Below are 13,414 nucleotides of genomic sequence, written 5' to 3'. Positions count from 1 at the left end.
AGAAACTGATTTGGCCGATATCAGTTTCTGCTTCAGGCGGCCACGTCGTCATGGTTGGTCGACACCGACACCGGCATCCATGCCTGCAATTCGGCTTCCACGAACTGGTTCTTCTTCTGTATCGCCGTCACCGTATCCGATCCCAGCGCCAGGCGCAGCGGCGGGTTGCCGTCGTCGGCCAGCTTCAGGATCGCCTGCGACAACTTGGCCGGATCGCCCGGTTGCTTGTGGTTGGCGTCCGCCATCAGCGTGCGCATGACGCCGACACTCGCGGCATACTGTTCGATGCGCTTGCCGGTCGAGACCACCGAATCGGCGTTGAGGAAGTCGGTGCGGAAGAAACCCGGCTCCACCACCGTGGCGCGAATGCCCAGCGGCGCCAGCTCGGCAGCCAGCGCTTCGGTCAGTCCTTCGACCGCGAACTTGGTGGCGCAATACACGCCCCAGCCCGGATGCGAGGCATAGCCGCCGATCGAAGAGATATTGATCACATGGCCGCTGCCCTGTGCGCGCAATACCGGCAGCACGGCGCGCGTGACGTGCAGCAGGCCGAATACGTTGGTGTCGAACTGCTTCTTCACTTCGTCGGCGCCGGCTTCTTCCACCGCCCCGAGCAGGCCGTAGCCGGCGTTGTTGACCAGCACGTCGATGCGGCCGAAGCGCGCCATCGCCTGTTGTGCGACGTCGATCGCATCGGCTTCGCTGGTGACGTCCAGCTTCAGTGCGAGCAGATTGGCCTGGTCACCCAGTTGCTCGATCACCGTTTGCGGATTGCGCGCGGTGGCGATGACGCGGTCGCCGCGCAACAGCGCATCGCGGGCGATCAGTGCGCCGAAGCCGCGCGATGCGCCGGTGATGAGCCAGACTTTGGAAGTTGCGGATGCTTGTGCCATGGTGATGCTCCTTGTGGATGTCGGTCGTTGAGATGAACTGCACGCCGTTGTGTAGCGGTGTGCGCAGTTGGCAGAACGAAGTGTAGGCAAGCGTGGACTGCTACACTAGACCGCATAAAGGTGTTTGATTTTCAACCAATGGTTGTAAATGGAAAATCGGAAGAGAGGCTGCAATGGACAAGGCAAGAGTCGTGACGATTTTCCTCGGCGTGGTGCGCGCCGGCAGTTTCAGCCGGGCGGCGGTGGAAGCCGGCATGACGCCGCAGGCGGTCAGCAAGGCCGTGGGTCAGCTGGAGGAGCATCTGGGCGTGCGGCTTTTTCATCGGACCACGCGCAAACTCAGCCTGACGGAAGAGGGCGCGCGCCTGTCCGAGCTGGCCGACCCGGGTTTGCGCCTGCTCGACGAGGCGCTGGATCAGGTGCAGAACAGTCGACGCGATGCCGAGGGCGTCATCCGGGTGAGTGCGCCGACGTCGGTCGGCAATCTGTTGCTGATGCCGCTGATCCAGAAATTCCAGGAGCAGTACCCCAACATCCATTTCGACTTCTTGCTCGACGATCGCTTCACCGATCTGGTGGCCGAACGCGTCGACGTCGGCTTTCGCACCGGCAAGGAACCGCAACGCAATCTGGTGGCGCGCCGGCTCGGCGACATCGTCCTGCAAATCTATGCCGCGCCGTCCTATCTGGAAAAATACGGCAAGCCGAAAAACCTGGCCGAATTGCGCAAGCACCGCTGCACCGGCTTTCGCCATCCCAACAACGGCAGGCTGTCGCCATGGATGCTGACGGTGGACGGCACGACGGTTTTTCAGGAGATGCCGGCGGTGGTGAGCTTCAACACCATGGAGTCGGAAGTCGCCGCGGTGCAGGCTGGCGTCGGCATCGGCCAGCTGGTGGTCTATTCCACACGCGAGCAAGTTGCTGCGGGCAAGCTGGTGCCGATTTTGCCGCGCCTCAACAGCGTGTACGGCGGCATGTACATGTACTATCCGCAGCGCACGCAGATGCCGCTGCGGGTGCGGCATTTCATCGACTTCATCATCGAGGAACTGCGGAAAGCGCCTATTTGATGATCGGCAGAGAAGTTGGCAGTGAGCTCGGCAGTAGAGCGGACTGATCCGGCTGACCGGCCTGTTTCGGCAGGCAGCGGAAATTCAGTTCAACCTGCATCGGCTTCCAGCCGCGCGTCTGCTGGCGCAATTGCAGGTCGGCGTCCTGGGCGGCGCACCAGGAGGCGGCCTTGTCATGGCTGGCCGCGGTCAGCGCCGGCATCGACATGGTGTAGCTGATGCCGGTGGCGGTGAGGCTATAGGAGCCGTCGGCGTCTTCCGAAATCACCTGGCTGTAGTTGGCGCAGCCATTGAGCGTGCAGGCCGTCCCGACGGCGAGCAGGGCATGCAACAGCACGGTCGGTGAAGCGCGCGGTATGGTCGCAGTTGTCTGCATGATGGTTCTCCCCCCGATTGAGTTCTAGTCAGTGTAGAACCGCGCCAAAAAGGATTACATCATCCTGACCAAATTTTACCTGTGTTCAAAATCGTCAAGGCCATTGCAATGGCCTTGACGACGCGACGGTAATCAGTCAACTAGCGCCGCCTCCTTCGCCGGATAATTTGACGCGTCTCGCGGACGTTGTTGCGAACCGGTAAAAATACCTCCGCCATAGACGCATCCGTAGCGATTGGCGAGGAAATCCGGCAAGGCGATCTGTTCTTGCCGGATGAAGCCGCGCACCGGCAGTTTCCCTGCGCGGAACAAGTCCAGCGCGGCGCAGATGCCGGCCGCCGTGGTGATCTGGATCGCGCTTTCGTGCACGCCGTCGGCACCGGTTCGCGCAAAGATCTTGCGGCTGAAAACTTCCTGCACGTACTGGCCGCGCCGCATGCCGCTGACCGTGACGAACACCAGCACCACGTCCTGCATGGTGGCCGGCACCGATTTGCGCAGGATGGCCTTGAGCTGCTCCTGGTCGTCGCGCAGGCGCAGTTCTTCCAGCAGGAATTTCACCAGGTTGCGATGGCCAGGATAGCGCACCGATTTGTAGTCGAGATTGCGCACCTTGCCGGCCAGCGTGTTGCACAGCGTGCCGAGGCCGCCCGAGGTGTTGAAGGCTTCGTACTCGACGCCGTCCAGCGAGAAGTGCTCAAGTCCTTCCAGCGGCTGGATGTCCTGCATCTTGCCGTCGCGGATGGCTTCGCAGGGATGGCAGTATTCGTTGACCAGGCCGTCGACGCTCCAGGTCAGGTTGTATTTCAGTTCGTTGGTGGGAAACTCCGGCAGTGCGCCGACGCGCATCTTGAGCTCGTGGATGGCATCGAAATCATGGGCCAGGTGATGCGCGGCGATGCCGATGAAGCCGGGCGCCAGTCCGCATTGCGGCATGAAGGCGGTGTCGGCCCCGGCCGCCAGTTTGGCGATGGCCCTGGTGGCGCGCACGTCTTCGGTCAGGTCGAAATAATGCACGCCGCTCATCCTGGCCGCCTTGGCGACCATGGTCGCCAGGTGGTACGGCAGCGCGTTGAGGCAGGCGTCGTTGCCGGACAGAAGACTGCACAAGGCGTCGTGGTCCTTGAAGTCGATCAGCGCGGTGCGCACGCCGAGCGCTTCGATTGCCGCCAGCGCGTGCGCGTCGCGGTCGGCGGCGATGATGTCGTAGTCGCCGCCGGCGTGAAGCAGGCGGGCGATGGCGTGGCCGATGTGGCCGGTGCCGAGCAGGACGATTTTCATGGCGATGCTCCTGAGATGGTGGATGGGTTTGACGGGATTTGTCTCCATTGTAGGAAGCGATCGATACGATAAAAAGACCAAGATTGATGCATGTATGACGATATATTCGTCAATTTGTACCATTGCGTGATGCATATTGACCATGATGCCGAAAAAGCATCCGCGCATCGGGTGTCAGACACCGTTCTCGAAAAGTGGGAATGTGCAATAACCCGCGCAGCACATACCGCTTGGTATTAAAATTGCCGGATGCCGTCGGGACAGGGTCTGGACGGAGCCGGAGCCAATCAGCGCACATCAGCGCCATACATTTCATCAGGGAGAGAAGCAATGCAAAATCGTCGCCGTTTCATCACCAACGTGGCGGGCCTCGCCGCCGTCGGCTATCTGCCCGGTGCCTTCGCACAAAGCGCGCCGGCCGGAGAAAGCACCTTCGCCCGCATCAAGCGGACCAAAGTGCTGCGCATTGGTGGTGTACGCGGTCAGGCTCCTTACTACAACAAGGATCTGGCCAGCGGCGAATGGGTCGGCTTCATGGTCGACTTCGCCAAGAGCCTGGCGGCCAGCCTCAACGTCAAGCTGGAAGTGCTGGAAACCACTTGGGGCAACTCGGTGCTGGACCTGCAAACGCGCAAGATCGACGTCTTCTTCGGCCTGAACCCGACGCCGGCGCGCCGCGAAACCGTCGGCTTCTCCGAGCCGCTGTTCAACAATGCCTTCACCATCGTGTCGAAGAAAGGTTTCGCCCCCAAGACCTGGGCCGAACTCAACAAGCCCGAAGTCAAGATCGGCGTCGACATCGGTTCGTCGCACGACGCCATGATTACCCGCGTCTGCCCTAACGCCACCATCGTGCGCCTGGAAAAAGCCGACGATGCCACCCTGGCCCTGCAAACCGGCCGCGTCGACGTACAAGTGCTGGTCTGGCTGCTGGCGCTGAACGTGCTCAAGAAGAACCCGAGCCTGGGCAGCATGATCGTGCCGATGCCGCTGGAAGCGACGTCGACCAACATCGGCGTGCCGAAGGAAGACGACAAGGCCTGGCTGGACTACATCAACAAGTGGATCCTGCAGGAACGCGCCGCCGGCAAGATCAAGGCGACCGTGCTGGAAAACCTGCAGAAGCTGTCGGGCGTGCGTCCGGAAGACGTGCCGCCGCAAATTCCTCTGTAAGGTCTGTTGCAGCTTCGGCTGCAGATGGAGTGAAAGAAAAGGCGCCGATATCGGCGCCTTTTCTTTGGTGTCTGTCAGGTCTACTGATACGACATGGTAAAGGTTGCCAGGCCCTTGGCGGTACCGGGGGTGACGGTGGCCGCGGTCTGGATATAGCGCGCGCTCAGCGCGATATTGGTGACGCCCGCATTTGCGCCACTCGCAGTAAAGACCGAAAACTGATTGGTGTTGCCGGCGACGGAGGCATCGGGGCCGAAGCTCAGCGGCGTCGTGGTTGAACGGCTCGGCATGAAGATCTGTATCCCCAGGCCGGAAGCAGTGGAATTGGTGCTCAAGGCCAGGGTGTTGCCGGTGTTTCCCGGCGTTTGCTGGTCGGTCAGCGTCATGTAGACGCTGGCGGCCACGCCGCTGCAATTGACGCCGATATTGAACGGTACCGCCGTGGTGGCGGAACCCACGCCGGTGAAGGTTTTTTGCGGCAAGCCATTGGGGCCGGTCAGGTTCACGCTGACGTTGGGGGTGGTCACCTGGCAGGTTTGGGGAATAATTGTGACCGCATTGTTCAGATTTGTAATTGTTGCGTTACGACCAGCTGCGCTGGTCGTAAACAATGCGCCGGCGGCTATTGTCCCCGTACCGGCGATATTCCCGGTCTTGGTCAAGACGACGGTTGCGCTTGCACCAGTGTAATACTCGAGCATGTGAACCGGTGCGTTGAGAGTGCCGGACGCCGGATTCAATTGAACAGTCCCACCCTGGTAGTTTCTGAATACCCGGTATCCGATTCCAGGAATTCCCGTCGGAATGATCCCGGTAGTGGGGTCTTTCAACGCCCCTCCTCGTGCTGACCGGACGACGTTAACAGAGCCACTGCCTGAACAAATTACGCCAAAGTTATTCGCATTCGTCGCCTGTGCCGATGTGGCTCGCCCAATTTCACGTCCAACGACGGCGTCCCGGGGAATCGTCAACGTGGCAGGCAGCGCGATGGAAAGAGACTGCGTTCCACCCGGAGCCAGCGAACAGCTTTGCGCATAGGCGGCGATAGGCAGTCCTCCCATGGCGCATACCGTAAAGAGCATATTAAAAACATGCTTCATGATAATAAAATGTTCTGGTATGTGAGATGGCGATAAAGAATTTTCACGACTCCCCCTTGCATGGTTCGACTAAATTAGATGAGACTGTTTGTTTGTCTGGATTGCAAGTCATCCAATTATCGGGATTTTGTGTGCTTGCAATGAATGATTGTTATCCCAGTATAGGGACGTGAAGGTATGTGGAATATAAGAAAATTCTCAAATTAGTGGCCCTGTGCCGTGCATGCATACCAACAGCTTTGAGAGTTTTCTGATGGAGTAGGGGGGATGGCGGTGGCATAATCGTGTCGATACTATCCACGTGCCTACACCGCGACTTATGTACAGATTCCCATCCAGTAGTTTGTTGCTCGCCTCTTTGATAAATACAAATAGACAGCAAGCATGGGGCGGCATTAACACGCTAAAGAAGTGCGGGTTTGTCGTTGGACTGTGCGCCATCATTTTTCTTGCACCCGGGATTAGTTACGCTGCATGCTACTTCACGCAAAATGCAGATGGGACTGGCGGGGCCAGTTCCACACAAACTCCACAGGACGATTACGTAACGCTGCCTGCAACGATCACGGTGCCGCGAGGTACAGCGGCAGGGCAAAGTGTGGCAATGAATATACCTCCACTCCAAGATAGAAGAGGTGCATTTTGCGACGCCGCTTTCCAGCGTAACTATGTTCCGGCGCGAGCGCTTTCTCCTTCCACCAATACCCAGATGCTTTCCGGTGTTGCCGGCCTGGAATTGCGCAACGTTATAAACAACGGACAAGCCTGGTACCCATGGCAGGGGACAGGTTCCACGGGAAGCGCCCTTCGCTTCCCGGCCGCGACGAGGACCGTAAGCGGCTTGCAGCTGCTCGTCACGGGAGCGGTATCCCCTGGCCGGATATCTGCCGGCCTTTTGCGCACCGTCAACCTCGATACGCTTGCCTACAGCAGAATTTTTCTTGCAAACGATATCGCCGTGGTAGTCCCTACTTGCAGCGTCACGACGCCTTCGGTGTCAGTCACGTTGGCTCCCGTGGCGGCAAAAGACTTGGCGGCCATCGGCTCCTCGGCCAAGGAAACGGCCTTCAATATCGGCTTGAACTGCTCTGGCGTCGGGGGCAACGTATACGCCACGTTGACCGACAACACCATGCCGGGAAACCGTACCAACCAACTATCGCTGGCCACAGGCTCCACGGCTGCGGGTGTGGCATTGCAGATCTTGTACGGCGGCAGCCTCGTCAGCTTTGGGGCGGATTCTTCGGCTGCGGGAAACACAAACCAGTTTTATGTCAACGCTGCTGCGAATCTCGGTGCCGGTGGTATTCCATTATCCGTTCGATATATCCGGACCAGCGCTAATGTGGTACCGGGTACTGTGAGGGGGCTTGCTACCTTCACCATGTCCTATCAGTAATGCCGTCCTGGTTTCTCCTGTCCGGCGGCATGCGCAGCAGAGCGATTCTGTTGGATTGCAGGCGGTGTTGCGGAAAGACTAGAGCAGCCGGAACGGCTAGCGGTCGATTTTGCGCGACAACACAATCGAAGTGGTGGTCTTGATCACGCCGTCGATTTCGCCGATCTCGTCGAGCAGCTTGTCGAGCTGTTCCGCCGAAGCGGCGCGCAGCCAGGCGACGTAGTCGAACTCGCCGCTGACGGAGCAGAGCTGTTCGATTTCGGGGATGCGCTTGAAACGCTTGAGGACGTCGCGCGCGGTCTTGGCCTCGACCGTGATGCCGACGTAGGCGTGCAGGCCGCTGTCCAGGACTTCCTGGCCGAGCTTGACGGTGTAGCCGACGATGACGCCGTTCTTTTCCAGCCGCGCCAGTCGCGCGACCACGGTGGTGCGCGCCACGCCCAGTTTGCGCGCCAGGTTGGCGACGCTGTCCCGCGCCGATTGCTGCAACAGCGAGATCAGCTTGCGGTCGGTGTCGTCGAGCAGATCGAGGCGGGCGGTCATGATTGTGCGCTGACCTAGCCGTTGAAGCGGGTCAGGAAGGATTGCGTCGCCGCCTGCTGCGGATTGTCGATGACCTGCGACGGCGGGCCGGCTTCGACCACCACGCCGTCGCGCATGAAGATGACCTGGTCGGCGACTTCGCGCGCAAAGGCGATTTCATGCGTGACCAGGATCATGGTCATGCCGTCAAAGGCCAGCGAGCGGATCACGTTGAGCACTTCGCCCACCAGTTCCGGATCGAGCGCCGAAGTCGCTTCGTCGAACAGCATCACGCTCGGGCGCATCGCCAGCGCGCGGGCGATCGCCACGCGCTGCTTCTGGCCGCCGGACAGGCGCTGCGGATAGATGTCGGCACGGTCGGACAGGCCGACTCTTCGCAGCAGTTCCAGTGCGTAGGCGCGCGCTTCCGCCCTGGGTTTGCGCAGCACCGTGAGCATGCCTTCCATGACGTTTTCCAGCGCGGTCATGTGGGGAAACAGGTTGAAGTGCTGGAACACCATGCCGGTGTTGGTGCGGAACTTGGCCAGCTCGCGATCCTTCAGCGGTTTGGACGCCTTATTACCTTGGCCAAACGTGAAATCCTGCGCGCCGACGCGGATGCTGCCTTGCTCGGGCACGGTCAGCAGGTTGATACAGCGCAGCAGCGTCGACTTGCCGGAACCGGACGGGCCGATCATGGCGACCACGCTGCCCTTGTTGACCTGCAGCGAGATGTCTTTCAGCACGACGTGCTCTCCGAAGGCCTTTTTCAGATTCTTGATTTCAATCATGACTTCGTTTGTTGGATTGCTCATCTCATACTCCCTGTTGCGCGTTCAGGCGATTTTCCAGGCGCTTGGCCCAGATCGTCGCCGGCAGCAGGATCAGGAAGTAAATCACCGCAACCATGGTGTAGATTTCCAGCGGACGGTAGGTTTCATGCGCGATGATCTGACCCTGGTATAGCAGGTCCGGCACCGCCAGCACCGACAGCAGCGAAGTATTCTTCAATTGCATGATCGACTGGCTGACCAGCGGCGGCGTCATGCGCTTGAATGCCTGCGGCAGGATCACGCGGCGCATCAGCTGGAAGCGCGTCATGCCGAGCGCGCAACCGGCTTCGCTCTGGCCGATGTCGATCGAGACGATGCCGCCGCGGATGATTTCCGAATAGAACGCGCCGCCATACAAGGCCAGCGCCAGCAAGGCCGAGGTGCCGGCGGACATTTCGATGCCGACCAGTACCGGCAGGGCGTAGTAGAACCAGACCAGTTGCACCAGCACCGGCGTGCAGCGGAATACTTCGACGTAAGCGCGCAGCGGGCCGGAGATGAACGGGTTGCTCGACAGGCGGCCGAGTCCGACCAGCAAGCCCAGCAACAGGCCCAGCAAAACGCAGGCGACGGTATAGGCCAGCGTATAGCCGAAGCCGACGGCAATGACGTTGCGGAATTGCCAGAGCGCGGCGAAGTCCCAGTGATACATCGTGTTTCCTTTTCTTTTACTCTTTGGTGTCTGAATTCTTGTAGGCCCGACGATGACGGTCAGTCGTCAGGCGAGGCAGCATGAAGCGTGCCAGAGCGAGCGAGAGGACCGTCAGTCAGACCAATTTTCCCCGCTGCAAACCCCCGCAATTGTAATGGAGAATATCCCCCGGGATGTAGGAGAAGCTGTTGTGCACGGCTTTTGCGGCTGGCTCTCGGCTTATTGGTTAAAATAGCGCACGGTCGTTTCGGCCATCCTGATTCCTCATATTGTTTTCTCGTCACCCATGAATCCATCTCCCGGCGTGCAGCGCGTGATCCTGATTACCGGCGCCGCCCGCGGCATCGGCGCGGCAACCGCAAGGGCGACCGCAGCGACGGACATGGGCATGGTGCTGCACGCGCGCAGCGATTCGCCCGAGTTGCAGCAGACCGCGGCGGCTTGCCGCGCGCGCGGCGCGCATTGCGTGACGGCCTTCGGCGACATGGCCGACGTCGATACCGCCGCCGCCTTGCGCGACGTCGCCGTCGACACCTACGGCCGCCTTGACGCGCTGGTCGCCAATGCCGGTTTTGCCGATCGCAAGCGCATCGGCGAGCTGACGACGCAAGACTGGTCGCGTTCCATCGACGCCTTGCTGGGCGGATTCTTCCAGTTGGTCACGGCCTGCAAGGATGTCTTGCAAGCCTCGCCGGCCGGGCGCGTGGTGGCGGTGAGTTCGTTTGTCGCGCATGTCTATCGCCTCGGCGAATCCGGTTTTCCGGCCTCGGCGGCGGCCAAGGCCGGCATCGAAGCGCTGGTGAAATCGCTGGCGGTGCAGTTGGCCGCGTCCGGCGTCACCGTCAACGCGGTCGCACCCGGCTATGTCCGGAAGTCCGATCCCGACAAATCCGCCATCGACCCGGCCGCCTGGGCCGCCGCGCTGGAACGCATCCCCATGCAGCGCCTCGGCCAACCGGAAGAAATCGCCAACGTCATCGCCTTTTTGCTGAGTCCTGGTGCGTCCTACGTGACCGGCCAGGTCTGGCACATCGACGGCGGATTAACCTTATAAACAATTAACCAGCCATGCACATCATCGTCCTCGGCGCCGGCATCGTCGGCGTAACCACCGCCTATTTCCTGCACGAAAAGGGCTACACCGTCACCGTGGTCGACCGCCAGCCGGACGTCGCCGCCGAAACCAGCGTCGGCAACGCCGGTCACGTCTGCCCGTCCTACGCCACGCCGTGGGCGGCGCCGGGCATGAAGGGCAAGTCGCTCAAGTGGTCGCTGCAGAGCTGGCTGGGCATGGAAGCGGCGCTGCGTTTCACGCCGCGCCTGGATGCGCATCAGTGGCGCTGGCTGGGTCAGTTCCTGTCGCAATGCAATTCCGAACGCTACGCCGTCAACAAGGCGCGCATGGGACGGCTGGCGCGCTACAGCCACACGCAGCTGAAGGCAATCCGCGAGCGTCTCGACATCCGGTACGAACAAACCACGGTCGGCAACCTGCAATTGTTCCGCACGCAGGAAGGCATGGACAACGCCGGCCTTGCCGCCCGCGTGCTGGCCGAAGCCGGCGTCGCTTATGAACTGCTGGATGGCGACAGTTGCGTTGCTTTCGATCCGGCGCTGCGCGATGCGCGCGGGCAGCTGGTCGGCGGCATGCTGTTGCCGCAGGATGAAACCGGCAACTGCCCCTTGTTTGCGCGCGCGCTGGCGGCGTGGTTGAAGTCGCAAGGCGTCAACTTCGTCCTCGGCACCGCGGTGCAACAGATCGAATTCGCCGGCGGCGCCGTCACCGGCCTGCGCACCGCAAACGGTTTGCTGAGCGCCGACGCTTATGTGGTCGCCTGCGCCAGCGCATCGGTGGCGTTGGTCAAGCCGCTGGGTTTGCGGTTGCCGGTGTATCCGGTCAAGGGTTACGCCATCACGGTGCCGGTCAGCGATCCCGATGCCGCGCCCCGGAGCGGCGTGATGGATGAATACTACAAGGTGGCGATCACGCGCATGGGTTCCAACATCCGCGCCGCCGGCACCGCCGAGATCGGCAGTTGGGACACCAGGGTGACGCCGCGCGATTGCGCCACCGCGATCAAGTCGCTCCAGCTGCTGTTCCCGCGCGGCGCCGACATGAGCCGGATCGCATACTGGGCCGGCCTGCGCCCGATGACGCCGGACGGCGCGCCGCTGATCGGCGCGACTTCGTATTCCAATCTTTATCTGAATGCCGGCCACGGCTCCAACGGCTGGACCACCGCTTGCGGTTCCAGTCGGCTGATTGCCGACAAGATCGCCGGGGTTGCCACGGAAATCGCCAGCGAGGATCTGGGTCCGTTGCGGGCGTTTCGCTAAGACATGGGTTTAGCGGCTGAACAGGGTGTTAATGTTGTCGCTGTTGCTGAACGCGCTCAACGCCCAGCCCGCGCCGGTCTTGTAAAAAATGAATTGCCAGGGAATGGCCTGTTTCTCGGCCTTCTCTATATAGACCAGCTTGAGCAGCGACTCTCCCACCTTTTCGCTGCGGATGAATTCGTAACCCACCGACGACCCGATGAACTGCTCCAGCTGCATGCGCGAGTTGCGCGCGCTCACGCGGGCGCGGTCGAGCGTGCTGACATCGGCCAGCGCATACGGCGTCATCGCGGAATAGGCGTCGTCGGTGCGGCCCTTGCCGGCGGCAGCCATGACCTTGTCGGCCAGCTGGCGAACTTCGGCCTCGCTCCTGAGCGTATCGGCGATGGCGTTGACCGATGCCGTCAGGCTGCAGACGGCGAGGGCGATGGTGGGCAGCAATGTGCGCATGATGCGATCTCCTGGAAAAAACGTGTGACCGCGGTGATTGTGCCTTTGTTGCAGCATTCGTGCAGGAGGAGCGGACTGGCCGGCTACAGAAAAAACGTACATGTTAAGTATTGTTCGCGATGGCGTAAATCAGCGTAAAAGTACGCGAATCCGGGAACATCGGCAGATATGATGAATTTCAATCATTGTCGAACCGGTCGCCATCATGATCAAACTTTTCATCGTTTTCGCCAGCACAGCATCGCTCTCCGGCTGCGTCGTCCTGTCGCCGAGCCCGATCGTCGAGGCGGCCAACCTGGTCGGCTCCGCCATCACCGGCGTGTCGGCGATGACGCCGAGCACGCCGCAAAATCCCATCGTCTTTGCGCATGCGCCGATCAAGGAAATCTGCATCGAATGGAACGGCGCCGTCGCCCTGAGCGACTTCGTGCCGAGCCTGCAGGGCGAGCTGCAACGCCACGGCGTGCCGAGCCGGGTGTACGACGCCGGCACGCAACCCGGCAGCTGCCCGATGACGCTGGTTTACAGCGCCTATATCAAGTGGGACATGAAAACTTTCAGCAATGCTTACACGCCCTATCTGACTTTTGCGTCGGTGACCTTGCGCAAGGATGGGCGGGTGGTTGGCAGCGCCAGTTACAAGATCGGGTCGATTGCGCAGGACAAGTGGTCTTCCACCAGCAGCAAGCTGGGGCCGGTGGTGGATGCCTTGCTGATTAGTAATCCGGTGGTGGAGGCTAATAATTCGGCGGGGGCGCCGGTGGCGGTGTTTGGTGGGTCTTGAGCATACTTTCTGCGGTATATAACGCTGTTCTTTCTTCGATCAACCGGGGTTGCCGGGGGCGGCCCGGCAGCCGCTCACTTTCTTTGTCTCGCCAAAGAAAGTAAGCAAAGAAACGCGACCGCGGGATCCAGCCCCTTCGGGGTTCCCGGTGCTGCGAAGCAAAAAATGGGAAGGAAAAAAACTCGCTTCGCTCAGACAGTTTTTCCTTCTTTTTCCATTTTTCGCATCGCATCACCGGCTGGCTCCAAGCGGAACGGCCTGACTGGCTCGCTGCGCATCGCCAGGGGTGGCTCGCCTGCGGCATCGTGATTTTCACCTTCTGTCGTAATTAATTACACCGTCGTCCCAGCGAATGCTGGGACCCAGTGGCGTCAGTGCGTCACCCAACCGTCTTCACGACGCTGGGTTCCAACTTTCGTTGGAACGACAGTGTAGATGAGGCCAGTGAAGTGAAAGCTACCTCAGTCCCCTGGCGATGCGCAGCGAGCCAGTCTCGAAGTCCGCTTGAGAGTAGCCGGCGGCGGCAGGTGCAAATCGGATA

At 60.7% G+C, this 13,414-nt stretch carries 14 protein-coding genes; 6 read left to right on the top strand and 8 right to left on the bottom strand.

The annotated features are described in order from the left end of the window. Nucleotides 1–32 precede the first annotated feature (32 nt). Nucleotides 33–893, bottom strand: a complete 861-nt coding sequence (locus PMI16_RS17670) for an oxidoreductase (protein WP_007882068.1) — start codon at nt 891–893, stop codon at nt 33–35. Between the two features lie 173 nt (nt 894–1,066). On the opposite strand from PMI16_RS17670, the gene PMI16_RS17665 reads away from it, so the two are divergent. Further along, nucleotides 1,067–1,966: a LysR family transcriptional regulator gene (locus tag PMI16_RS17665; protein ID WP_007882066.1), complete on the top strand. Its 900-nt coding sequence runs from the start codon at nt 1,067–1,069 to the stop codon at nt 1,964–1,966. Here PMI16_RS17665 and PMI16_RS17660 read toward each other — a convergent pair. After that, nucleotides 1,959–2,342 carry a hypothetical protein gene (locus tag PMI16_RS17660; protein WP_007882057.1) on the bottom strand — a complete coding sequence of 128 codons (384 nt, stop codon included), beginning with the start codon at nt 2,340–2,342 and terminating at the stop codon, nt 1,959–1,961. The genes PMI16_RS17665 and PMI16_RS17660 overlap by 8 nt on opposite strands. A 132-nt stretch (nt 2,343–2,474) precedes the next feature. After that, a complete protein-coding gene (locus PMI16_RS17655) occupies nt 2,475–3,623 on the bottom strand; it encodes a saccharopine dehydrogenase family protein (protein ID WP_007882055.1) in 1,149 nt (382 codons plus the stop codon). A gap of 330 nt (nt 3,624–3,953) precedes the next feature. Between PMI16_RS17655 and PMI16_RS17650 the strand changes: the two genes are divergently transcribed. Then, complete coding sequence (locus tag PMI16_RS17650) at nt 3,954–4,796, top strand: transporter substrate-binding domain-containing protein (protein WP_007882054.1); 843 nt, start codon at nt 3,954–3,956, stop codon at nt 4,794–4,796. Nucleotides 4,797–4,876: 80 nt separating this feature from the next. Here the strand turns inward: PMI16_RS17650 and PMI16_RS26800 are convergent, their stop codons facing one another. Then, on the bottom strand, nt 4,877–5,857 hold the full coding sequence (locus PMI16_RS26800) for a fimbrial protein (RefSeq protein WP_443134897.1): 981 nt from the start codon (nt 5,855–5,857) through the stop codon (nt 4,877–4,879). 643 nt (nt 5,858–6,500) lie between these two features. Between PMI16_RS26800 and PMI16_RS25400 the strand changes: the two genes are divergently transcribed. After that, a complete protein-coding gene (locus tag PMI16_RS25400; RefSeq protein ID WP_157212683.1) occupies nt 6,501–7,295 on the top strand; it encodes a fimbrial protein in 795 nt (264 codons plus the stop codon). 96 nt (nt 7,296–7,391) lie between these two features. Here the strand turns inward: PMI16_RS25400 and PMI16_RS17635 are convergent, their stop codons facing one another. The 3 genes from PMI16_RS17635 to PMI16_RS17625 are packed head-to-tail and all read right to left on the bottom strand — an operon-like array spanning nt 7,392 to nt 9,302. Next, a complete protein-coding gene (locus PMI16_RS17635; RefSeq protein WP_007882050.1) occupies nt 7,392–7,838 on the bottom strand; it encodes an Lrp/AsnC family transcriptional regulator in 447 nt (148 codons plus the stop codon). A gap of 14 nt (nt 7,839–7,852) precedes the next feature. Beyond that, on the bottom strand, nt 7,853–8,632 hold the full coding sequence (locus tag PMI16_RS17630) for an amino acid ABC transporter ATP-binding protein (RefSeq protein WP_007882048.1): 780 nt from the start codon (nt 8,630–8,632) through the stop codon (nt 7,853–7,855). Nucleotide 8,633: 1 nt separating this feature from the next. Beyond that, nucleotides 8,634–9,302, bottom strand: coding sequence for an amino acid ABC transporter permease (locus PMI16_RS17625; protein ID WP_007882047.1), 669 nt, complete (start codon nt 9,300–9,302; stop codon nt 8,634–8,636). A 286-nt stretch (nt 9,303–9,588) separates the two neighbouring features. Here PMI16_RS17625 and PMI16_RS17615 point away from each other — a divergent pair, with 286 nt between their 5' ends. Both PMI16_RS17615 and PMI16_RS17610 read left to right on the top strand, forming a co-directional pair. Continuing rightward, nucleotides 9,589–10,356: an SDR family NAD(P)-dependent oxidoreductase gene (locus PMI16_RS17615; protein ID WP_007882046.1), complete on the top strand. Its 768-nt coding sequence runs from the start codon at nt 9,589–9,591 to the stop codon at nt 10,354–10,356. A 14-nt stretch (nt 10,357–10,370) separates the two neighbouring features. Then, nucleotides 10,371–11,639 (top strand): D-amino acid dehydrogenase, encoded by a 1,269-nt coding sequence (locus tag PMI16_RS17610; RefSeq protein ID WP_007882045.1) that lies wholly within the window; start codon nt 10,371–10,373, stop codon nt 11,637–11,639. 9 nt (nt 11,640–11,648) lie between these two features. Here PMI16_RS17610 and PMI16_RS17605 read toward each other — a convergent pair whose 3' ends face one another. Then, entirely contained in the window at nt 11,649–12,089 is a 441-nt protein-coding gene (locus PMI16_RS17605; protein ID WP_007882041.1) for a hypothetical protein, read from the bottom strand. Nucleotides 12,090–12,294: 205 nt separating this feature from the next. Between PMI16_RS17605 and PMI16_RS17600 the strand changes: the two genes are divergently transcribed. Then, nucleotides 12,295–12,873: a hypothetical protein gene (locus PMI16_RS17600; RefSeq protein WP_007882033.1), complete on the top strand. Its 579-nt coding sequence runs from the start codon at nt 12,295–12,297 to the stop codon at nt 12,871–12,873. Nucleotides 12,874–13,414 lie beyond the last annotated feature (541 nt).

The organism is Herbaspirillum sp. CF444 (genome assembly GCF_000282135.1).
Classification (GTDB): domain Bacteria; phylum Pseudomonadota; class Gammaproteobacteria; order Burkholderiales; family Burkholderiaceae_D; genus Herbaspirillum.
This window is presented reverse-complemented; position numbering and strand designations above follow the sequence as displayed.